This window comes from Alteromonas sp. H39 (assembly GCF_047556435.1).
Lineage (GTDB): Bacteria > Pseudomonadota > Gammaproteobacteria > Enterobacterales > Alteromonadaceae > Alteromonas.
In genome coordinates this window covers 2580651-2602358 of sequence record NZ_CP180210.1, presented here as the reverse complement: position 1 = coordinate 2602358, position 21708 = coordinate 2580651, and the positions used below count along the sequence as shown (strand labels likewise).

The following is a 21708-nucleotide window of genomic DNA, read 5'->3' as shown; positions in this document are numbered from 1 at the left end:
TCAACAGGGGGATAAACACGTAATGGCAGAAGTATCAGTAGAAAAGCTCGCCAGTGACATTGGAACTACCGTTGACCGCTTGGTTAGTCAGTTCAAAGACGCTGGCATCGAGAAAAAAGTCAGCGACCAGGTCACTGAAGACGAGAAGCGCCAGTTGCTTGATCATTTAAGTAAGCAACATGGCAGCACGGGTTCAGGCGAACCCCAGAAGATGACGCTCAAGCGTAAGTCTACCAGCACGCTAAGTGTGGGTAAGTCGAAATCGGTGAAAGTTGAAGTTCGTAAAAAACGGACTTATGTAAAACGTACTGACGTTGAAGAACAACGTCTGGCCGAGGAAGAAGCGCGTAAGGCAGAAGAAGAAGCTCGTGCGAAGCGCGAAGCGGAAGAGAAGGCCGCGCAGGAGGCCAAAAAAGCGGCTGAAGAGAAAGTCCGCAAGGCAGAAGAAGCCCGTAAAGCGGCAGAAAAAGAGCGTCAGGAACGTGCTGAAAAAGCCCGTCTTGAAGCGGAAGCGCGTAAGGAAGATGAGCCTGAATTGACGGCAGAAGAAAAAGCCGAACAGGAAGCTGCGCGTAAAGAAGAAGAGCGTCTGCGCAAAGCACAGGAAGAAGAAGCGCAGAAGAAGCTGGAAGAAGAGGCAAAACGCGCCGCGGATGAAGCGCGTAAACTTGCCGAAGAAAACGAACGTCGTTGGAAAGAAGAGGAAGAGCGCCGTAAGAAAGCAGAAGCTGAAGAAGTTCACATGCATTCTAACCGTTATGCTCAGGAAGCCGAAGACGAAGAGGATATGCAGGTAGAGCGTTCTTCACGACGTCGCAAAAAGTCGAAGAAAAACGCGGGAGAACATTTGAAGCAAAGCTTTAAGAAACCGGCTCAACCAGTAGAACGAGTCGTTAAATTGGGTGCCACTATTACAGTGGGTGAACTGGCGAGCCGCCTGGCGGTGAAGTCGAATGAAGTCATTAAAGCCATGATGAAAATGGGCGAGATGGCGACCATTAACCAGGTGTTAGATCAGGATACTGCCGTTCTTGTGATTGAAGAAATGGGTCACAAATACGAGCTGGTGAATGACAATGCGCTGGAAGATGAACTGTTGGCAGAAAATGAAAGCGGGGTGAAAACAACTCGCGCGCCAGTAGTTACCATTATGGGTCACGTAGACCACGGTAAAACGTCACTGCTTGATTATATCCGCCGCGCCAAGGTGGCAGCGGGCGAAGCGGGTGGTATTACCCAGCATATCGGTGCGTACAAAGTGGATACCGAAAACGGTCAAATCACGTTCCTGGATACACCTGGACACGCCGCATTTACCGCAATGCGAGCACGTGGTGCAACAGCAACAGACATCGTTGTGCTGGTTGTTGCCGCTGATGATGGCGTTATGCCGCAGACAAAAGAGGCGATTCAGCACTCGCGCGCTGCCGGCGTTCCTTTGATCATCGCTGTGAACAAGATGGATAAAGAAGCCGCTGACCCTGATCGTGTGAAGACCGAACTGTCACAGTTGGAAGTTATTTCCGAAGAGTGGGGCGGTGAGCACCAGTTTGTGAACGTATCTGCAAAAACAGGTATGGGTGTAGACGAGTTGCTTGAAGCCATTAACCTGCAGGCAGAAGTTCTTGATCTACAAGCTGTAGCCGACGGTCCTGGTCGTGGTCTTGTGATTGAGTCACGTCTGGATAAAGGACGTGGTCCGGTTGCGTCAGTATTGATTCAGGAAGGTGAGCTGAAAGCGGGCGATATCTTGCTGTGTGGTGAAGAGTACGGTCGCGTTCGTGCAATGCGCGATGAAAATGGAAACGATTTGAAAGTGGCTGGTCCTTCTACACCTGTGGAAGTATTGGGTCTTTCTGGCGTGCCAGTGGCCGGCGAAGATGCCGCGGTAGTCAAAGACGAGCGTAAAGCCCGTGAAGTTGCTGCTAAACGTCACCAGAAGAAGCGTGAGCTTAAACTTGCACGTCAGCAGAAAGCCAAACTGGAAAACATGTTTGCAAACATGGAGTCTGGTGATGTCAGCGAGCTGAACATTGTGCTTAAGGCTGATGTACAAGGTTCTGTTGAAGCTATCGCTGAATCGCTGACGAAGCTGTCTACCGAAGAAGTGAAAGTAAATATCGTCGGTAGTGGCGTTGGTGGTATCACCGAGACTGATGCGTCTCTTGCAGCGGCTTCAGGTGCCATCGTGCTTGGCTTTAACGTACGTGCTGATGCATCTGCTCGCCGTGTACTTGAAGCGGAAGAGATCGATTTACGTTACTACAGCGTTATCTATAACCTGATTGACGAAGTGAAAGCGGCGATGAGCGGTATGCTTGCGCCAGAGTTCAAACAGGAAATCATTGGTTTGGCTGAAGTTCGTGACGTGTTCAAGTCGCCTAAGCTGGGTGCGATTGCTGGCTGTATGGTAACCGAAGGCATTGTGAAGCGTAGCGCGCCAATTCGCGTACTGCGTGAAAACGTGGTTATCTACGAAGGTGAACTGGAATCACTGCGTCGCTTCAAAGACGATGTACAGGAAGTCCGTAACGGGATGGAATGTGGTATTGGTGTTAAAAACTACAACGATGTAAAAGTCGGTGACCAGATTGAGGTCTTCGAAGTCGTTGAGGTTAAACGCGAACTGTAATCGCCGGTCGACATACTAAGTAAAAACGGGGGCCGCAATACGCCCCCGTTTTTGTCTCTGTCTTTCCGGGATAAGGAGAACATCATGGCTCGTGAATTTTCACGTACCGACAGGGTTGCACAGCAAGTCCATAAGGAAGTTGCCAGTATCCTGCAAAACGAATACAAGCACCGCGTGGGTAATCTGCCTCTGATCACGGTATCAGATGTGGATGTTTCGAGAGATTTGGCCCACGCTAAAATTTTTATCACTATTTACAATAATGATGATGTGGATGAAAAAGCGCAGATAAAGCAGTTAGAAGAGTACAACGGCTTTATTCGTAGTTTACTGGCAAAACGCCTGCGTATGCGTTCAGTTCCTCATTTGCACTTTTTCCAGGATACGTCGATTACCGAAGGGATGCGTATTTCTAATCTGGTGTCACAAACCGTGGCAAAAGATGAAGAGAAGCGTCAGGGACAGGACGAAGACGAGCAGGATTAATGGCACGACGTAAAAAAGGCCGTGCGATTAACGGCATCGTACTGCTTGATAAACCGCTGGGTGGGTCTTCCAACCAGTTACTGCAAAAAGTACGTTGGTTGTACAAGGCGCAAAAGGCGGGTCATACCGGCGCTTTGGATCCGCTTGCCAGCGGTATGTTACCGCTTTGCCTTGGTGAGGCAACCAAGTTTTCTCAGTTTCTGCTGGACGCCGAGAAAACCTATGAGGTTACTGCCCACTTAGGGATCCGAACTACTACATCAGACGCCGACGGCGAAGTGGTCGAAGAAAAGCCGGTAACCGTAAGTGAGGATGAGGTTCGCAACGCTTGCTTGGGTTTCCTTGGGAAATCGAAGCAGATCCCCTCTATGTTTTCTGCCCTTAAACATGAAGGCAAGCCACTTTATCATTATGCCCGCCAGGGAATTACGATTGAGCGTGAAGCGCGTGATATCGAGATTTATGAACTGGAAATACACCGGATAGCGCTACCAGAAGTGGTGATGCGGGTGAAGTGCTCCAAAGGCACGTATATTCGCTCACTGGTGGATGATATCGGTCAATTGCTAGGGTGTGGCGCGTATGTAACGCGTCTGCATCGCACGGAAGTTGCGGATTATCCTAGCGATAAAATGGTGCCTATTGATGAGCTGGTGTCGCTGTCAGAAAAGTGCAGCGAGGATGACTTTTCCGCGCTCGATGATTTGCTCATCCCCATGGACACTGCTGTGGCACGGCTTGATGCCGTTGTTATCGACGACGCCGCAAAGCATCGTTTCGACCACGGCCAAAGTGTATCAGGCCAATGCGATGCCGCGCTTAAGGAAAGTACGTTTTATCGCGTTTACCATGAGAATAGCAACGGCGACAGGTTGTTTCTTGGCGTCGGCGAAGGGGTGATCTCGCCAAAAGATCAGCCGGCTTTTCACGACACCGATACCGTATTTGTTAATCCAAAGCGGCGTGTAGTGTACGACCTGCAGGCATAACCGCGCGCAAAAACACGTTAAAGCGTTCATAATCGGCAGAACGTGAGAATGTGCTTGCGTCAATGCAACAGGTCATTATAATACGCGCTTCCTATGACCTGGCTGAATTAGTGATCGGCCAGGTTTCACTCAATCAGGAGATGATTATGTCACTAACTAAAGAAGAAACCGCAAACATTGTTGCTGAGTATGGCGTGAAAGAAGGTGATACAGGTTCACCAGAAGTTCAGGTTGCTCTGCTTACTCACAACATCAACAAGCTTCAGGGTCACTTCTCTGACCATAAGAAAGATCACCACTCACGTCGTGGTCTGCTTCGCATGGTTAGCCAGCGCCGTAAACTGCTTGACTACCTGAAAGGTAAGAACGCAGAACGTTATCTTGATCTGATCAAGCGTCTGGGCCTGCGTCGCTAAGACAGGTTTGTTACGAGAAAAGCGCCTATGGGCGCTTTTTTTGTGCCTGATTTACCGCTGAACGCCTATCACAAAATCAGCAAAGACTACCTGTGGTATGAGATACAACCGTGACAGGAACAAAAGCAAAACGAGTTTTTGGCTGGGCGCTCAGCTTTGTGCAGTCTCAACACGTTATCGACTTCCCCTGACGGTCACGTTAGTGCTTAACCATGGCTTTCTACTGCCCTGACAGTCTACATCTGTGCCTAGCTACCTCTCTTTGCTGACCCTGACTGTCATAGTAGCGAAGGGATAACAGATGCAATGAGTAACACCGCCATCGAAATATTAAATGCCGTTAATACGCGGGGGCGGGACAACATATAGCGCAGACGAGTGCCGGTAAATACCCAGCAGGCAATGCAAGGCAGGTTAATCAGGCCAAATAGCAGTGCCACTAGCAGTACACTGTGCAAATCACGCTGTGGTGCGTAAATGCTGATTGCAGTAAGCGCCATGGTCCAGGCTTTCGGGTTTACCCACTGAAACAGTGCCGCCTGCAAAAACGTCATCGGCCTGCTCTTATGGCTGGTGTTCCAGTTTGCTTGCGTGGTGGTGGCTATTTTAAACGCCAGATAACCCAAATAAGTAATACTGACGACTCGCAAAAGTTGGTACATCCACGCAAAGCGCTCAAATAACACCATTACGCCCAAACCAACCAGCAATATCATGAGGGTAAAACCGACGCCCACGCCCAGCATATGAGGCAGTGTGCGCTTTATCCCGAAATTTACACCAGACGTCATCAACATGATGTTGTTTGGGCCAGGAGTGATAGACGACACCAAAGCGAAAAGGGTAAGCCCGGTCAGGATATCTGTATTCATGAAATAGTGCTCTTGACTTTGCATTATTTAAAACGCAATTTTACGACTATGAAGCAAATAATGCCTGGCGTTTTGGATTGGTTAATAGGTCATTTATGCAAGAAAAATTAAAAATGGATGATATAAACAAAAGAATATTGCGTGAATTGCTGGGCGATGGGCGCATCTCTAACGCAGAGTTGGCAGATCGGGTTGGGTTATCTCCGTCAGCCTGTTTACGCAGGGTGCAGGAGCTGGAAGCGAAAGGGATCATTACCGGCTATCGGGCAAAAGTGAATAATAAGTTACTGGGCGAACGATTTATTGCTTATGTATCGGTTGGGTTGCAATCTCATTCCAAAACCTCCCAACTCGCCTTTGAGGCGGCCGTAAGTGGTGCTCCAGAGGTCAAAGAGTGTCATAACGTAACAGGAAACTTTGAATACCTGCTGCGGGTAGAAACGACAGATATCGAGGCATTTAAAGTTTTTCATACCGACGTAATAGGTTCTATTCCACAGGTTAATACCATCAGTACCCATGTCGTCATGGAGTCATCTAAGGACACGCGGTTGTAGTATTCGTTCTGGGTATCCGCGGTAAATCGATTGCTCCCCCATAACAAAAAGGCTCACCGAAGTGAGCCATTAGCAAAAATCTGACTGTTACATCGACCGTTACGGCGTAGGTGTAGACGGTGTTCCCGAACCAGAGTTTGAGCTGCTGATCACCTTAGTGGCGATATTTCGCAACTCATTCTCCATTGTTGTCAGACGGCCAGATAAGGCGCTGTTGCGCTGTTCAAGTTCGGTCAGTTTACTCGACAGCGATTTCACAGCTTGCGTGGTTTGCTGTTTCTCGCCGGCAGCTTGTTCAAGCTGGACATTCAACGCCAATATTTCGTCTGCAAGGTTAGCCAGTTGATTGCGGACATTGGCGATATCGCCTGACGCTGTTTTGACGTTAGCCGACACGTTCTGGATGTTCTTTTCCAGCCCAGACTGGACAGTAGTTACGCGCTCGCCCAGATCTTCAATTTCTTTCTGGTTCCTGCGCCAGGCCGAGGCCCATAGTTTGTCCATCTGTTCCCATAGCTCATTCGTTTTGTTGCTGAGCTCGGTCACTTTTACCTGCAACGCTACAGTTGACTCACCAATTTCTTCGCCAGTGGCAGACAGTTTCCTCTCCAGCTGTGCAATGCGGGTTTCAGCCTGCTCAGCCACTGCCTGCTGTTGTTGTAACAAGGTATACAGATAATAGCATCCGCCAAGGCCAGCAAGTGCGATAAGCGCTACCAGTGATAGCCAAAGACCGTTGCCGCCACTCTTCGTGGCTGTGGTTTTCGGATCTGTAGAGCTACTGGGTGGCGGCGTTTTCGCGCCATTGCCAGGAGCGGGTTGCTTTTTCTTCTGGTATGCCCGACGGTCTTCTTCATCTAAGCGGATGGTCGGAAAGTCATCATTTTTTGAATCGTTTGCCATAGTCTCTCTGTTTTTCCTAAAATTCGTTTACGAGACGAAAATACATCACTGTCAGCGATGTTATCGTTAATTACCCTGCAATACCAATCTGAAATCGCTTTACATAAAAGAGAGCGGGGGATACTCAGGAAAATCCGGTTCCAGCTCGGACTGCCTGCGGTGAAGTTCACTTAAGTCACTTTGTAATTGGTGACGGTACTCCGACACCTCGCGCCAGTAAGCATTTAACGTTGTTGACACATTACTATCGCCAGACTTTTCCTGCGCCAGCAACTCTCCCAAAACCGCATAAGCAGCATAAAGACGCGCTGCCTGTTCAGCTTCAAAAGCTGCCAATGGTAATGGTGTGTTCTGTACATTTTTGTCGATGCCATCAGACCTGCCTTGCGAAAAGCCGGTAAGATAACTGGCAAGCGCCTCAGGGCTTTCATTATGAGCAGATTGCCAGCGCTGCATGCTATCACGGTTAAGCAATTGCTTAGAGTTGGGCGCGATGACCATGACCGACGGCGTGCCGAAGTAAGCAGGGTGACCATAGGGCGCCAGAACCGGGGTAAGGTTGTCCAGCCATGCCGCATCCACTTTTGCCAACACATAATCCGACAACACCGGTTGAAGTGCATCATCCTGCAAATACTTACCCAGTGCTCGTGAATCGTGACACCAGTTGGCACCGACAACCAGCAATAGTAGTTTGTCTCTGACGACGGCTTCTTTCTGGGCATTTTGCACGTAAGCCAGACGATTATTTGATACTGTGAAATAGGGCTCTTCAGCCGCTGCTGGCGTGACTGCCAGCAGGGCAAAGAGAAGCAGCCCACATCCCTGAATTACTGCTTTCATCTTTTGACTCTCTTAGTCACCAATCCATTCAACCCGATACAAATCCCGACGGCGATCCAGATAGTTTCTGACTGAACCTTCGTTTTGTAGCTTGGTCAGCTTATCCAGATCCAGGTCAACGATTAATGTCATTTCCGTATTTGGCGTGGTTTCTGACACTATGGCATCGTGCGGGAAGGAAAAGTCAGAAGGCGAAAACACCGCGGTCTGACCATATTGAATATCAACATTGTCAACTTTCGGTAAGTTACCTACGCTACCGGCAATCGCAACATAGCATTCGTTCTCAATCGCGCGGGCCTGCGCACAACGTCGTACGCGCAGGTAACCGTTTTTGGTATCGGTCCAAAACGGTACCATCAGAATTTGCATCTCCTGATCGCTTAACACGCGTGCCAGTTCCGGGAATTCCACGTCATAACAAATTAATACACCAATTTTACCAAAGTCTGTGTCGAACACTTTCAGACTGTTGCCGCCCTTCATGATCCAGTCTTTCTTCTCATGAGGAGTTGGGTGCAGTTTATACTGACTTTCTATGGTCCCGTCCCGTTTGCACACATAGCTTACATTGTACAGCTCATCGTCTTCGACGACGGGCATGGAGCCGGCAATAATGTTGATGTTATACGAAACCGCCAGGTGCGACATCGCAGACAGAATTTCATCTGTGTAGGTTGCCAGATGCCAGATTGCGTCAATAGAGCTTTCCGTGGGGCTAAGGCCCATCAGTGGCGCATTAAAAAACTCCGGAAACAATGCCACATCGCAGTTGTAATCTGAGAGCGCGTCCACAAAGTATTCGACCTGCTGCAGTAACTCTTCGACATTATTGAAGTAGCGCATCTGCCACTGAATACACCCGATCCGAACATTGGTTTTGGTGCCGCCAATCAGTTTCGGGCTGCCCGGCTCGTAGTAGATATTATGCCACTGTAATAATGTGGCATAGCCCATCGACGCCTCGTCTTCCGGGAGGTATGCCTGCAAGACCTGTTTGACTTCAAACCCATTGGAAAGCTGAAAGGTCAGGATCGGATCGTAAATATCCTTGGATTTAACCTGCTCTATATACTCGTAGGGCGACAATTCACTGGCGTAGTTGGTGTAATTAGGGATACGTCCGCCTGCCATAATCGACTTCAGATTCAGATTCCGGCACAGTTCTTTGCGAGCCTCGTACAATCTTCTTCCCAGTCTGAGTCCCCGATAATCGGGGCTGACAATCACCTCAACGCCGTAAAGGACATCGCCATTTGGATCATGCGTAGTGAGATAGGCATCACCGGTTATTTCGTCATAACTGTGTTTATCGCCAAATTGTTCGTAATCCACTATGACCGCAATGGCGAACGCGACCACTTTGCCCTTATCTTCTATACAAATCTGGCCATCAGAAAATGTACTCACCTGAGCTTTGAAGTTTTTGTACGGCCATGCACCACCAACGTTCGCGTATACCGCGTCCATCAGTTCCTTAACATCTTCGTAATCGTCTAGTCGGAGGTTTCGTAACTCCAGATGGTGTTCAGTATCTTCTACGACGGTTTGATCTTGACTCATTCATTTCTACCTTATTACCTGCTACTCAGACCCGGCCAGCCGGTTCTTCTAACTGTACCATTACGCACGGATAGTGGGGGTTGGGTCGATTCGCCGAAAAAAACGCTGAATTAATTACCGGATTGCGGGTTTAATGCATTGTTTACACAGAATAATTCATAAGTGTGTTGGTTACTAGAGGCCGGTGGGATTTGCAATAGGTTTTTACCGCTGAGTTTTCAGGGCCTCTGGCATGAAAGTGTATACAGGATGAGGTTATGTTTTGAGAAAAGAGTAGGATACACCTCTTCAATACTGAGTTTGTCTGTGCGGCTTCGCTTGAAGGGGCTGGCGGCTTGGCTTAATCCTATTGTAGGAAACGACACAATTCGCTTCAGGCATTACCTGATAAATAACGTGCTAACCGAAATTTATGCAGTGACGTTGAATGCACGCTTAGTACAGATAACGAATCGAAATCGCTTGCCGGATACGGGGTAGAGAGGTGATTCATACCAGTCAGTTATTATTTATTGAGCCGGGGGCGAAATAACATTGAATACTTCTTGCTCAAAAAGAAAATTAGCAGTATAAACCGCGCGTTAAGTTCTTTAGGAATCCTTTCTTACGATGAATGCACTTTCATCAGCCGCTGTCAGAAACGGTGGCGGTTTAATTGACGACCCATTGTTCGCCCAAATTGCTGCCGATCTTTACGACACAGGTTATAGCGTTATTCCCAAAGCGCTACCTGATACACTGACAACCCTGTTGTCATTAAGTCAGCAGCAGTTAAACAAACGCGATTATTCTGAAGCAGGAATAGGACGACTAGCCGATCATCAGACTGTCAGCACCATACGTAATGACGAGGTCTGCTGGATTGATGGCAATACCGGCGGTGGGAAAGCCTGGCTTAACTGGACTGAAGGACTGCGGCACTATCTGAATTGCCATTTGTTTATGGGGCTGTTCTCATTCGAGAGCCATTTTGCACATTATGCGCCAGGCCATTTTTACAAACGTCATTATGATGCATTTAAAGGGCGCAGCAACCGGGTGCTTAGTGTAATAACGTATTTGAATCAGGATTGGCAACAAGAAGACGGCGGCGAGCTGGTGCTTTATCAAAATGACGAGGATACCAAAGGGATCAGTGTGTTACCTGAGACCCGTACGCTGGTTGTATTTCTAAGCGAAAAGTTTCCTCACGAGGTTTTGCCCGCTGCGCGTCACCGCTTCTCTGTCGCGGGCTGGTATCGGGTGAACGATACGCTTAACGGACGTGTCGACCCGCCACGATAACAATATAACGGTTGGCAATTCCTTCCGCTTGCTGCTTGTCCGGCCGCCAAAGTGCCGCCGTGGTTCACCGTATGGATGTGCGATACAAACCGTTCTGGGCTACACACGCCGCTTTCTTGGCATCTTCGTAGCCTGGTTTGAGTGCTACCGCGCTGATGGGACGTCGACCCTCATGCCCGGTAGCTTATTATTGCCGCGTATTTGCGTCTGACGCTGCTAACAGCGCTACTGCCTCTTCATACCTCAGCGCATGAATACTGTCACTGATACGCTGGGCGCGCTCACGTCCAAACTTTTCGGTTAATGCAGCCTCATATGTCAGAAGGTTCTCTTGCGAAATATATGCACGTTTTTCCAGCTGGGTTTTCAGTACATCAAGATCGGTGGCATGTGCCAACGCATCCTGTAACTGAGGCGCGTGAAGAGAAGGCATAGCGGTGAAGATAGCACTGACGACGTCAGCTAATTGCTGGCGGATTCTGTTTAAACCAAGCTGTTTGTCTGTTGGCGACTCACTGGCTTCATACTCTTTGCACAATGCAGACAATCTGTTTGCACCGATTGATGCAGCCAGGCCTTTCAGGGTATGTATCGCTCTTGCTACTGGCGTATCTGACGCCGGGAAAGCCCCTGCGTTGTCTTTTACCTCAGCATATTCACTCGCCACGCTATGCAGTAAGCGCAGATAACTTCCGGTGTTTCCTCCCAGTCTGTTGATGGCGTCAGTTGCATTTAACGCCGGCAAAGCACGCTGAATGTCGATTGCTGAAACAGGCGGCGTTTCTAATTCAGAGAGGGCAAAATCCCGTTTGATAAGCTTGTGGGCAAGTTCCGTTTCTAGAATGTTATACAATTTCTGTCTATCAATTGGTTTAGCAATATGTCCTTTCATTCCGGTTTCAGCAACTTTGCGAATATCGCCATCCATGGCTGCTGCAGACATGGCATATATGGGGATCTCGCTGCCCCCTGGTAGGTTGCGCAGACGAATAGTCGTTGCGAAACCGTCCAGTTTAGGCATCTGTAAATCCATTAACACCAGGTCGTAGGTTTTTTCCGTAAACAGCGCCAGGGCGGCTTCGCCGTCTGCGGCGACAGTCAGTTTCAGACCCGTACTTCTGAGTAATTCTTCGGCAACGTATTGATTGGTCGGATTATCTTCAACCAGCAGCACCTGACAATCCTGAAATTGCGGTATATAGAGCTTTTTCGCTACGGATTGTGATGTTTCTGACGCGATAGCGATAAGCATTTCATCAATATCTGCGGGTGAAAACGGCGTGGCCAGCCTGAAACTGGGCGTACTGATAATGACCGACGCGTCTGCACTTTGTCGGGCACTTTCATTGCAGATGAAAAGCGTTCCTTTGCTTACTTTTTCAGACAGTTCTGCACTCACCAGTTGCAGCATCATATCTCGCAGTGAGGCACCTGCAAGCTGAGTGATGTCAATGATCAAGATATCGCAGTCATTCAGGGTGGTTAGTGAAAACTGATCATGGCTGAACAGTGTAAATCCACCGGACAGATGATCGGATAGATATTTTTGCATAATCGATGCACTTTGGCTGGTGTCACCTACCAGAACCACATTGAGCGATCTGGGAAGATCTGGCATCTCATGGCAAACTGAAGCATCCTCATGGAGTGTCAGTGAAAGTGTAAACGTACTGCCTTTACCCGGCTGGCTGGTCACACTGAGGTTCCCCCCCAGTAATTCAGTAAGACTTTTGCAAATGGATAAACCTAAACCGGTACCACCGTAGCGACGGTCGATTGCACTGTCGGCCTGTGTGAAGGATTCAAACAGGGTTCCCAGTTTGTCACTGGCAATACCAATGCCGGTATCTTTTACCGCGATTTTGATTAGGTGAGAGTGAGGGCGCCGGCCTGCTTCTGCATCAACACTGACAACCACCGAGCCAGACTCGGTAAATTTTATCGCGTTACCGATTAAATTATTAAGAATTTGGCTAATCCTGACTGAATCGCCTACGACGAACCTGGGAGTGTTTGATGAAATATCCGTATGCAGCTCCAGTCCCTTTTGCACGGCATTAATAGCAAACAGCTTCATGCCTCCGGAAACGGTTTTAAATAAATCGAACGTGTCGTTAACAACGTCGAGTTTACCGGCTTCCAGCTTGGAGTAGTCTAAAATGTCGTTAAGTATTTGTAAGAGGGACTTGGATGACATAGCGATTTTTTCCAGGTACTCGCGTTGCTTAATTCCCAACTCCATTTCCAGAATCATGTCTGTTAATACCGTTATCGCATTCATTGGCGTTCGAATTTCATGACTCATGTTGGCGAGGAACTCACCTTTGGCCTGATTTGCATTCTCTGCCTTGTCTTTCATCTCCAGCAGATTATTCTGCATTTTCTTCAGTGGTGAAATATCCAGGAAGCTGCCCATAAACTGGGTGATGTTGCCATTCAGATCGCGTTCAAAAGCAATATTCTGTGCCATCAGCCAAATCCAGTGGCCTTCGGCATGGCGCATCCGGTATTCGATAGTGTGAATGGCACCGTCGGTGTTGTCCGTCAATAGTTGTTTGACATGGGCCAGAACCTTAAATCTGTCCTCCGGATGAATTAAGGTGATGAGTGAGCCCTTTGACTGAGCTTTTAATGCCGGCAGGGTGTAACCGGTGATGGTGGTATAACGTTCATTAATATAGCGATTTGTGCGTAGCCCAGTATCGAACACATATACGGCAGCGATAGAGGCGTTTATCGCCCGGTGGATGAAGGTGTCTTGTTTGCGTAATGCTTGCTCAGCGCGGCGCTGCTCTGTCACATCATCAAATAGCACAATAACCTTGCCAGGAGAGCTTTGGAACGCACTTACCTGAAAGACCCCGGATACCGCCCCATTGTCAAAATAAATATCCTCGTGAAGGATACTTTCACCGTGAGTCGCTACTCTGATAAATCGCGCCGTTGTCGTATCGGATTTGAGCGCAGGAAAGACATTTTCAATCGTATGGCGTTGCAGGATGGTAGAGTGTTGGGGCGATTTTAAAATCTGTTGGGCACGGGGATTCGCACTGACGAATCGCAGTTCCTTATCCTTTAACTCAAAAATATGTAGCCCAATAGGCAGTGAGTGGATGATGCTGCGGGTCATGGTCTCGCTTTGTTCACGAGCTTGTTCGGAGCGAATTCTGGCAGAGATATCCTGTAGCGAGACAAACACGACGGGCTGTTGTTGATAGGTCTGATGGTTAAGCCTCACCTCAATCGGAATGCGCCTGCCGGACTTGGCCACACCATAGACAATACGGTCAGACGCCATGTCTTTGTTGTTATCAGTAGACGCAATAAACTGCTGTACCAGTTTTTCATGAGCCTGGGCAAAACCCTCGTCGACCAAGATGTTGATGTGCTTGCCTTCAAGCTCTTGGTGTTCGTACTCAAAAATCTGACAAATAGCCCGATTGGCGACGGTAATATGTCCGCTTGCGTTAACAACGAGAATACCGACATGGGCACTGTCAGTGGACTCCCGAAGAATTTGCTCTTGCTCGCGCTGATTTTGTAGTCGGGCCCGTTCCAGCTTTTCTTCATTGGCGCGCTGATATACCTCACGGACCTGGGCCGCACTGGGCAGGGTTAATGCTGCTGGAATCGACTGATAGACCTTGTAAGCGGTGATGCAGGAAATAATTGCGGTAACCAGCTTTGCCAGTCCATGTACGCCATAGTATCCCTTCCAAATCACCACGATACTTATCAGGTGGGTCACGCCGCACAATAGGATAAAAGCCGAGAACAGCAGAAAAATCCCCTTAAACCTCAGATCCGTCCGCTTTTTCACAAAATAATAGAGAGCAAAAGGAATGGAAAAGTAGGCGAAGGCGATTAAAAAGTCTGATGTGACATTGAGCCACAAAATTTCAGGCTTCCACCAGTAACAATGCCCATGGGGCATGTAGTCAGATCGTAATAATGAATCAACAATATTCATAAATGTGTCTACACTTGATGGCAATAGGTAATGCGTACCGGACCAACTTGCGTCAGATCATTCTCAGGGCGGCTGGTGGTCGGTGGGACTTCTTTGCATCGCTAGTAGATGAAAATTAAGTCATTTGCTACGCTCAAACAGTGTAGGTTAGGAATGCTATATATGCCGCAAACTCCTGCGAGAGTATTAATCATTGATGATGATGTCTCGACGATTCGTCTGATGGCAGACGCCTTGTCTTCAGAATACGAGGTCGTTATTGCTACTCAGGCGGAGGAAGGGTTTGTGCAGGCGTTGAATTTGCGGCCTGATCTCATTCTTCTCGATGTTGTTATGCCTGATATAAATGGCTTTGACCTTTGTCGAAAACTGAAAGCTGATGCCCGCACCCAGCCGATCCCCGTTATCTTTGTCAGTGCGCTGGATACAGTTACTGAGCAAGCCCGTGGCTTTGAGCTTGGCGGTGTTGATTACATTACCAAGCCAGTTGAGTTTCCAATTTTACTGGCCAGAGTGAAAACCCATACCCGACTGTATCGACAAACGCTTCAGCTCGAATCTCTGGCAGCTACCGATCCGTTAACGGGGCTGGCTAATCGCAGAAAATTTGATGAATGTATACAACACGAAGTAGCCAGAGCGAACCGTAAACGCTGCAGTATCGCGTTGTTGATTATAGATATCGATGATTTTAAACCCTTTAACGACCATTACGGACATGGCAAGGGAGATGATTGTCTGGTGCGGGTTGCACGTTTGCTGCGACAATGCGTTAGCAGGGCTACAGACACTGTGAGCCGGCTAGGTGGTGAAGAGTTTGGCGTGGTTCTGCCGGATACTGATAGTGAGGGAGCAGTATCGCTCGCGAATGACATCGTTACATTTTTTAATGAGGAAAAGATTACCCATCACTATGCAACGCAGCATGATTACCTGACCGTCAGCATCGGCGTGGGTATCCTGGATTACAGTGCGCTTGGCGACGCACTGATTGACCCCCGTTCGTTGATAGATGTAGCTGATGAAGCGCTTTATCACGCTAAGGAAAGCGGCAGGAACTGCTCAAAAACACGGTTTTTACAGCAATCTTTCCATAACAGCGTCGCCAACGCCCCCTGATGCCTCTGACAGCCTCTTGCTGCGTAATAAGGCGCTGGCAATCAGGCTGCTTACAGTGCTAGTATTCCTGATACCAACCTGTTTTGTTACTGGTATGATGTATGTCTTTACGCAAGGTGCCTGCCTGCAGTCAACACAGGCACAGCAACTGTTCATAACGCATCCCCCGACAACCGGAAGTGGCTCATGTAATAGTTATTGCTTTGCGACGGAACAGGTTGACGGAGCGAGGTGTATTTAAGGTTAAGAAAGCACTGTCAGTTTCTCTGTAAGCATAAGAAAAGTAAACAGAATAGCTGGCGCTCGTAAAACGGATATTTTGTAAGTTAAGTGGTCATTCATGATGGACAAGTTCCCCCCACCAACGCCAAAAGAAGAGCTCAGTGTACTGGTTATCGATAATCAGGGGTTGGTACATGACGTGATTTCTTCAACGCTCAACGCGATGGGAATCAAGCAGGTAAGTAGTGCGCTTAACGCGTTTCATGCTATTCGTCTATGTGAAAAAAAGCAGTATGACTTTGTTCTGATTGCGTTTAACGTCAGCAACGACAAAGACGGCTTTCATTTGTTTGAAGAGCTCAAACATTTAAACCATATCAATGACAAGACCACCGTCATTTTCTTAAGCGCGGAAACCAGTTCAGAGTTGGTAAACTGTATTGTCGAGTTACAGCCTGATGATTTCTGGGTCAAACCTCTGGATCGAAGCCGGATCGAAAACCGGCTGAACTACCTGTTTAGTATTCGTAGCAAACTGCATAAAGTATTGCACTGTATGTCAGAGCGCGATTTTGCTGCCGCGATTTATCATGCGGAAAGACAACTGAAAGATCCTTCTGTTGCCGAGTATCATCCCCGCATGAAACGTATGATTGCGGAATGTCTGATGCAGTTACGCGATTATGAGACCGCCGAAAAATACTACCGCGGTTTGTTAGGCAAAATGGATCATGCCTGGATACATATTGGACTGGCAAGAGCGCTGTTACGTCAGGATAAACTGGAGGAAGCTGAAACGCAGGTGGAAGACCTTCTGGAGCGCAACGATACCCGCTTTTTAACGTATGATTTGCTGGCACAGTATTACATCGAAAAAGAAAAGTTTGATTTGGCTTACGAGCAAATGAAACAAGCCAGCAAGCTGGCTCCACGCAATATAGAACGTAACAAAAAACTGTGGGATCTGGCCCGTCTCAATCACGATAAACACGGTCAGCTAGAGGCTGTGCAAAACATGGCCAGGTTTGCAAAAAACTCTATTCACGATTCGCCTGAACTGGCATTGAATGTGATTCGGGCAACGATCGATCTTGCAACCAGTCTGGGCAATAGCGAAACCGATCGCCTGGTCAAGCGTGCACAAGCTGAACTGGAAGAATTAAAACATCGCAAAGGCGTTGAGAAACAGCTTAGCGAACAGTTCGATGTTATCCAGGCGCGGGTGCTGTGTTTGCAGGACAAGAAGAAAGATGCGGAAAAAATCATCGGTGATAAAAAAGCGGTGGTTGAAGACCAATCCATGGAAGATAATCTGGATAAAATGAAAGCCTTCCACGAGCTCGGAATGCGCGAACACTGTTTAAGTATTCTGGAAAGGCTTCGTTTGCAAATTGAAGGCGATTCTTTTTCAAGCCAGGTGGTTGACGAATATCTGAAGCAGGAGTCTATCGAGCGAAAAGAAATTCAGTTCACTACCAAAGAACTGAAACAAATGGCGACAACTAACTATAAAGAAAATCGCCTGATGCCAGCCTACAACAATTTGAAACAGGCATTAACGTTATCTCCACAGGATAAGCAACTGGCGCTGAGTTTGTTGAAGGTGTTAGTGCAAATCAATAAAAAGAGCGACATATCTACCGAACAGATGGCAACGGCACAGCGCGCGGCCAGTTTGCTCTTGTCGGATCCAGTGTCACCAACGCAAAAAGAAAAGGGCGAGCAATACATGCAGGCACTGGGGCTCACGTTGGAGGCCACTAACGATGAACACAGCGGTGCAGCGAAGCTGGTATGACGCAGGCGATATCAATTATGTTGTTGCATGTCTCTGAAAAGCTGGTAATCGGCTAAAACCTGTCTGTAATACGCTAACGCGGTTTCCTGCAATGTTTGGTTGTGCTCACACAGTTTCGCAACAGTTTGTTGCTCGAAAACGGTCGAGCGTCTGTCTGCTCGACAATGAGCCAGCGCAAGTGCCTTTCCGCAATAAGACGCAAATTCAGAAAAACTGCCATTCACCGCTTTGTTGCCAATACCAATATCTTCGGGATCGATTCCCACTTTCGCATGATGACGTGACCGGATCAGCCAATGGGCATCGCGCCACTCAACCTCATCCAGGAGTAAATCAGGGCGACGCTGAATTTTTCGCTGACATCGCGCGGTAAGGTGAGCCGCATTCAGCGAATTAACCGGACATAGTCCGGGAAAGTAGTGCAGGGGAGCGGCTTTACGCTGTTGCTTTACCTCAACAATATGGCATCTGGCAAAACTGGTTTCGTCATGAGGGTAAGCCGGCCCAACTAAAAAGTAATAGCGGCCCATGTTGACGGAACCTGTGCCTGCGTTGGCACGCGCGACGATATCAACAATCGCTTCATCCATGTAGGGCGCAAATGTTGTTTCCAACTGCTGGTAATGTGACGCGTCAAGAGGGATAAATTTATCAGGCTGGTGATTAAAGCACAGCCTGTCTCCCTTCATCTTCACCGCTTTTGCGAGTGCGCTTTTGCTGGTAAAGTCTTCCCCGCAGGCGGCGCGACGACAGGCTTTCTCATAGCGCTTTTTAAGTTTTCCTGTGGGGATCTGTTCAATGGCTTCATAGATGACCGAGGGGCTTTGTATTACTCGCGCGCACAGCGCTGTGTAAGCTTCCAGAAATTGCGCCATGGCGATCTCTACGTCACGTCGGGCTATGGCTGGCTTATCGTGTCTTACGACATCAGACGGGTATCGGCCACTCTGTACGCCTTCGCAATGATCTGCCGTTAATGCCAGGGACACCAAAAAGCGCATAATATCCCAGGCCGCGTGGCCGACACATGCATCATCGAAGTCGTTTGGCGCAAAAATCACGTTGTCTCCGTGCGAGCCTTCTTCAGTCAGAAACCCAAAGTTAGAGGCATGGCAATCGCCCATCACACAGACCAGTGGCAATGCCTCCATTGCCTTTGGCATACGTAACACCCCGCTGGCCATGTCGGCGTAAAAAAGCTGCGCTGTCCCCCGGTAAAAGACAAACGGACTGGTGGTCATTTTCACGTGTTTGGGGGTCTCTCCCAGAGGGCCATCAATGCTTTCAATATGCTGTCGAAGATAGTCGCCCCGATTCATCGTCAATTCTCCTGGTCTCCATAGGATTAAGTGTAAGTCGGAACCCGCAGAGATGAAAACCGATTCTAACAAATACACGCACAGGCATTCTGAATGTGGATAAACTGGCACGAGATGCACGTTTTCATTGTGCTGATTCACTACCTAATCGTGAAGTGGTCGTCAGCATGGCAGCAGGAAAAACCATTGCAGTACCGAGATAATCTCGCTGTAGGTTTGTGAACGTAGTGAGGCACTGTTGCAAATACCTGTAAGATCTGAAATGATTGGTAGTTCAATTTTCCCGCACATACACGCATTATTAATTAGTAAAACTGATTACAGCTTTCAACTTTACCAATTATCTTTTTTTCCTGCCGCTCGTTATTCTTATTACCAGTTTCAACACGGAATGATTTCGACACATTCAAAACCGTGTGGAAAAAAGTTTCGTACTCAAGATGGCTTTCTGACCCCGAGTAATGAAAGTTATCAAAACTCACTAAATGGAGAATATAAACATGGCATTGATCAACACTGCTATTAAGCCTTTCAAAGCTAACGCGTTTAAAAACGGCGAGTTCGTCGAGGTAAGCAGCGAAGACATCAAAGGGAAGTGGGCTGTATTTGTCTTCTACCCAGCGGATTTCACTTTCGTATGTCCAACTGAGCTTGGCGACGTTGCTGATAAATACGAAGAGCTACAGTCTCGCGGCGTAGAGGTGTTCTCTGTATCTACAGACACGCACTTTACTCACGCGGCATGGCACCAGGCGTCTGAAACCATCGGCAAAATCAAATTTGCGATGATCGGTGACCCAACAGGTGAAATCACCCGCAACTTCGACTGTATGCGTGAAAACATGGGTCTTGCTGACCGTGCAACGTTCGTCGTTGACCCTGACGGCATCGTTCAGGCAATGGAAATCACTGCCGAAGGTATCGGCCGTGACGCAGACGATCTGGTACGTAAAGTGAAAGCTGCGCAATACGTAGCGTCTCACCCAGGTGAAGTTTGCCCGGCCAAATGGAAAGAAGGGGAAGAAACACTGGCTCCTTCTCTGGACCTGGTAGGCAAAATCTAAGCAACGCTTAGTACCCATCGCGAGGGAGTGGTTCGCCACTCCCTACCTCAAACCTCAATGAAAAGGCAGAGTAACCATGTTAAATCAAGATATTTTAAATGCATTAAAAGGCTATTTTGCTTCCATGCAGAAAACCGTAACGTTCGTCGTTCAAACCGGTGAACACAGCAAACGTGACGAACTGGTGAAGTTTCTGTCCGACATTGCTGGGGTGAGCGATAACGTTCAGCTGGAAGAGAGAGACACGCAAGGCGAATTACGAAGTGCAATCAGCTTCTTGCTGGAAGCTGACGGCGAAGATACCGGGATCCGTTTCTCGGGTATCCCAGGCGGTCATGAATTCAATTCAATGGTTCTGGCGATTCTACATGCGTCTGGTACGGAGTTGAAAATTGATGACAGTCTGAAAAGCATCATCAGGGGCGTTAAAGAAGATCTTCACTTTGAAGTATTTATCAGCCTGAGCTGCCATAACTGCCCTGACGTGGTTCAGGCGGTAAATCAGTTTGCACTGTTGAACCCGCATATTAAAGCGGAGATGATCGACGGTGGGCTGTATCAGAATTTAGTTGAAGAGCGCGACATTCAGGGAGTGCCCAGCGTATATCTGAATGGTGAGCTGTTCGCAAACGGTAAGGTTGATGCCTCAACCCTTATCGATAAGTTACTGGAGCGTGATCCTTCGTTAAAAGAAGCGAATAAAGGGCAGTCGCTGCCAATGCAGGATGTAACGGTTATCGGTGGTGGTCCTGCAGGCGTAGCCTCGGCAATTTACAGCGCACGTAAAGGCCTGAAAGTAACAGTTGTTGCTGACCGCTTTGGTGGCCAGGTTAAAGACACCATGGGTATTGAGAATTTGATTTCGGTGCCAAAAACAACCGGGCCAGAGCTGGTTGGTAACCTGATGGAACACGTAAAAGACTATGACATTACGCTTAAAGAGCATGTGCGTGTAGAGAACATTGAGCAGGGCAATGTTAAAACTATCACATTGTCGTCTGGCGAGGAAATTCGTACCCGCTCAGTAATTGTAGCCACAGGCGCCCGCTGGAGAGAGCTTGGTGTACCCGGTGAGAAAGAAAACGTGGGTAACGGTGTAGCGTATTGTCCGCACTGCGATGGTCCGTTTTTCAAAGGCAAAGACGTTGCGGTAATTGGTGGTGGTAATTCTGGTATTGAAGCGGCACTGGACTTATCAGGCATTGTGAAATCTGTCACTGTGTTTGAATTTATGCCAGAGCTTAAAGCAGACCAGGTACTGATTAAGCAAGCTGAAAAGCGCGACAATATTACCATTATCAAGAACGCGGCAACCCGTCAGATCCTGGCTGAAAATGGCAAGGTTAACGCCATTGAATATCAGGACAGAGCGACAAATGATGTACACACGCTCGAGCTTGCAGGGGTATTTGTTCAGATTGGTCTGGTACCTAACAGCCAGTTTATGAAAGACGTTGTTGAGCTGTCTAAACACGGTGAAATTGTGGTAGACGGAAAATGCCACACATCCGAGCCAGGCATCTTTGCAGCAGGCGATGTGACAACAGTGCCCTATAAGCAAATTGTCATCTCGATGGGCGAGGGCGCGAAAGCCTCACTGGCCGCATTTGAATATCTCCTTAGCCACGAAGTAGTCGAGGATGAAGAGGAAACGAAAGCAGCGTAATCGCC

Annotated in this window: 16 protein-coding genes; 10 read left to right on the top strand and 6 right to left on the bottom strand. The window is 48.2% G+C overall.

The features are described 5' to 3' along the window. Nucleotides 1-22 precede the first annotated feature (22 nt). The 4 genes from infB (at nucleotide 23) to rpsO (ending at nucleotide 4523) form a co-directional block, all read left to right on the top strand. Nucleotides 23-2632: a translation initiation factor IF-2 gene (gene infB / locus ACLBLI_RS11425; RefSeq protein WP_414827738.1), complete on the top strand. Its 2610-nt coding sequence runs from the start codon at nucleotides 23-25 to the stop codon at nucleotides 2630-2632. A gap of 84 nt (nucleotides 2633-2716) precedes the next feature. Next, nucleotides 2717-3118: a 30S ribosome-binding factor RbfA gene (gene rbfA / locus ACLBLI_RS11420; RefSeq protein WP_414827737.1), complete on the top strand. Its 402-nt coding sequence runs from the start codon at nucleotides 2717-2719 to the stop codon at nucleotides 3116-3118. Continuing rightward, nucleotides 3118-4107, top strand: a complete 990-nt coding sequence (gene truB, locus ACLBLI_RS11415; RefSeq protein WP_414827736.1) for a tRNA pseudouridine(55) synthase TruB — start codon at nucleotides 3118-3120, stop codon at nucleotides 4105-4107. Before rbfA ends, truB begins: the two co-directional genes overlap by 1 nt. A gap of 146 nt (nucleotides 4108-4253) precedes the next feature. Continuing rightward, nucleotides 4254-4523: a 30S ribosomal protein S15 gene (gene rpsO, locus ACLBLI_RS11410; protein WP_218312513.1), complete on the top strand. Its 270-nt coding sequence runs from the start codon at nucleotides 4254-4256 to the stop codon at nucleotides 4521-4523. Between the two features lie 278 nt (nucleotides 4524-4801). On the opposite strand, the gene ACLBLI_RS11405 is transcribed toward rpsO, so the two are convergent. Then, nucleotides 4802-5395: a LysE family translocator gene (locus tag ACLBLI_RS11405; RefSeq protein WP_414827735.1), complete on the bottom strand. Its 594-nt coding sequence runs from the start codon at nucleotides 5393-5395 to the stop codon at nucleotides 4802-4804. 113 nt (nucleotides 5396-5508) lie between these two features. On the opposite strand from ACLBLI_RS11405, the gene ACLBLI_RS11400 reads away from it, so the two are divergent. Continuing rightward, nucleotides 5509-5952 carry an Lrp/AsnC family transcriptional regulator gene (locus ACLBLI_RS11400; RefSeq protein ID WP_414827734.1) on the top strand — a complete coding sequence of 148 codons (444 nt, stop codon included), beginning with the start codon at nucleotides 5509-5511 and terminating at the stop codon, nucleotides 5950-5952. A gap of 99 nt (nucleotides 5953-6051) precedes the next feature. Here the strand turns inward: ACLBLI_RS11400 and ACLBLI_RS11395 are convergent, their stop codons facing one another. The 3 genes from ACLBLI_RS11395 to ACLBLI_RS11385 form a co-directional block, all read right to left on the bottom strand. Continuing rightward, nucleotides 6052-6855 carry a hypothetical protein gene (locus tag ACLBLI_RS11395; RefSeq protein WP_414827733.1) on the bottom strand — a complete coding sequence of 268 codons (804 nt, stop codon included), beginning with the start codon at nucleotides 6853-6855 and terminating at the stop codon, nucleotides 6052-6054. A 99-nt stretch (nucleotides 6856-6954) separates the two neighbouring features. Beyond that, complete coding sequence (locus ACLBLI_RS11390) at nucleotides 6955-7698, bottom strand: hypothetical protein (protein ID WP_414827732.1); 744 nt, start codon at nucleotides 7696-7698, stop codon at nucleotides 6955-6957. A 12-nt stretch (nucleotides 7699-7710) separates the two neighbouring features. Further along, nucleotides 7711-9261 (bottom strand): GNAT family N-acetyltransferase, encoded by a 1551-nt coding sequence (locus tag ACLBLI_RS11385; protein WP_414827731.1) that lies wholly within the window; start codon nucleotides 9259-9261, stop codon nucleotides 7711-7713. 609 nt (nucleotides 9262-9870) lie between these two features. On the opposite strand from ACLBLI_RS11385, the gene ACLBLI_RS11380 reads away from it, so the two are divergent. Next, nucleotides 9871-10545, top strand: coding sequence for a 2OG-Fe(II) oxygenase (locus tag ACLBLI_RS11380; RefSeq protein ID WP_414827730.1), 675 nt, complete (start codon nucleotides 9871-9873; stop codon nucleotides 10543-10545). A 187-nt stretch (nucleotides 10546-10732) separates the two neighbouring features. Here the strand turns inward: ACLBLI_RS11380 and ACLBLI_RS11375 are convergent, their stop codons facing one another. After that, complete coding sequence (locus ACLBLI_RS11375; RefSeq protein WP_414827729.1) at nucleotides 10733-14515, bottom strand: PAS domain S-box protein; 3783 nt, start codon at nucleotides 14513-14515, stop codon at nucleotides 10733-10735. Between the two features lie 162 nt (nucleotides 14516-14677). Here ACLBLI_RS11375 and ACLBLI_RS11370 point away from each other — a divergent pair, with 162 nt between their 5' ends. Then, a complete protein-coding gene (locus ACLBLI_RS11370; protein WP_414827728.1) occupies nucleotides 14678-15634 on the top strand; it encodes a diguanylate cyclase in 957 nt (318 codons plus the stop codon). A gap of 340 nt (nucleotides 15635-15974) precedes the next feature. Beyond that, entirely contained in the window at nucleotides 15975-17654 is a 1680-nt protein-coding gene (locus tag ACLBLI_RS11365; RefSeq protein WP_414827727.1) for a response regulator, read from the top strand. An 11-nt stretch (nucleotides 17655-17665) separates the two neighbouring features. Here the strand turns inward: ACLBLI_RS11365 and ACLBLI_RS11360 are convergent, their stop codons facing one another. Then, nucleotides 17666-18973: a DUF2252 family protein gene (locus ACLBLI_RS11360; RefSeq protein WP_414827726.1), complete on the bottom strand. Its 1308-nt coding sequence runs from the start codon at nucleotides 18971-18973 to the stop codon at nucleotides 17666-17668. 500 nt (nucleotides 18974-19473) lie between these two features. Between ACLBLI_RS11360 and ahpC the strand changes: the two genes are divergently transcribed. Together ahpC and ahpF are read left to right on the top strand one after the other, a co-directional pair. Further along, nucleotides 19474-20037 carry an alkyl hydroperoxide reductase subunit C gene (gene ahpC, locus ACLBLI_RS11355; protein WP_414827725.1) on the top strand — a complete coding sequence of 188 codons (564 nt, stop codon included), beginning with the start codon at nucleotides 19474-19476 and terminating at the stop codon, nucleotides 20035-20037. A 76-nt stretch (nucleotides 20038-20113) separates the two neighbouring features. Then, nucleotides 20114-21703, top strand: a complete 1590-nt coding sequence (ahpF, locus tag ACLBLI_RS11350) for an alkyl hydroperoxide reductase subunit F (protein ID WP_414827724.1) — start codon at nucleotides 20114-20116, stop codon at nucleotides 21701-21703. Nucleotides 21704-21708: the final 5 nt, after the last annotated feature.